This is a genomic window from Companilactobacillus futsaii JCM 17355 (assembly GCF_001435505.1).
Taxonomy (GTDB): Bacteria; Bacillota; Bacilli; order Lactobacillales; family Lactobacillaceae; genus Companilactobacillus; species Companilactobacillus futsaii.
Genome location: NZ_AZDO01000125.1, coordinates 1 through 940, shown reverse-complemented (window position 1 = coordinate 940; position 940 = coordinate 1). Strand labels below are relative to the sequence as shown.

Genomic DNA, 940 nt, shown 5'->3' with positions numbered 1-940 from the left:
TTCGAGATAGCTTACGTTGTTCCTTGGTTAACCTACCTTTGATGGAACGGTAAAACCTAGGATTATCAATAGTATTGCCGTTACTATCAGTTAGAAAGTTTTCAGTGTTTAAATCATAACCGATTTGAGAGTTTGTTTTAGGTAATTTTTCTTTAAATGGTTCATCGCTCTTTAACAAAAATGAAACAAACCATTCTCCAGTTGGCAAGTGTTTGATAGAAATAGTGGCTATCCTAACTAATTGATTAGTTGGTAGTTGTCTTGATAATCTGACTTTGATACGACCAACTTTGGGTAATCTAATGTGTTTGTTATCTAAAAATTTTATTGATCCATTGTATAAAGACGGAATACCACCATTTTTCTTAACAGTAACTGAATTGTAATGATTAGATGTTCTATATCCTTGGTTAGGATTAGACTTACGTTTAAAATTTGGTGTTCCAGATTTATGTACTTTATGAAATAAATTCCATGCCGATTTATAGCTAACTAGAGCATTGTTGATCATATCACTGTCAATGTCTTTATCACCTAACCATGGATACTTTTCTTTAGTAATCCGAGCTAATCCTGTTAGACGGACCGTACTAGATTTAAGTAACTTACCGTTTTTATTGTGTTTCCAGTATTTTTCTGGAATGGGATATAACTTATTTAACTTATTTCTATAAATTGGTGAGTCGGTCCAACTATTAGCTAGTAGCTTATTGTAAACAAAGCGAGATGCATTGATATTCTTCCAGAAGATTTTTTCTTGTCGTCTGTTAGGATACATTCTCATTTTTAAGCCTATCATATATTCCATTTCATTCTTCATCATTTCACCCCCCTTATCTTTATAGATACATTGTATACGAACGTACGTTCAAAAGCTTGTGATAAGGGTATATTATAAGAATTTCAATATCAAAAACCAAATATATTAATAAGAAAGGAG

1 protein-coding gene is annotated in these 940 nt (G+C 31.7%); it reads right to left on the bottom strand.

Annotated features, from left to right (window positions below; translation table 11 throughout):
• Nucleotides 1–823: RNA-guided endonuclease InsQ/TnpB family protein (locus FC88_RS09215; RefSeq protein WP_157060461.1), on the bottom strand; the 823-nt coding region annotated here is incomplete at its 3' end.
• Nucleotides 824–940: the final 117 nt, after the last annotated feature.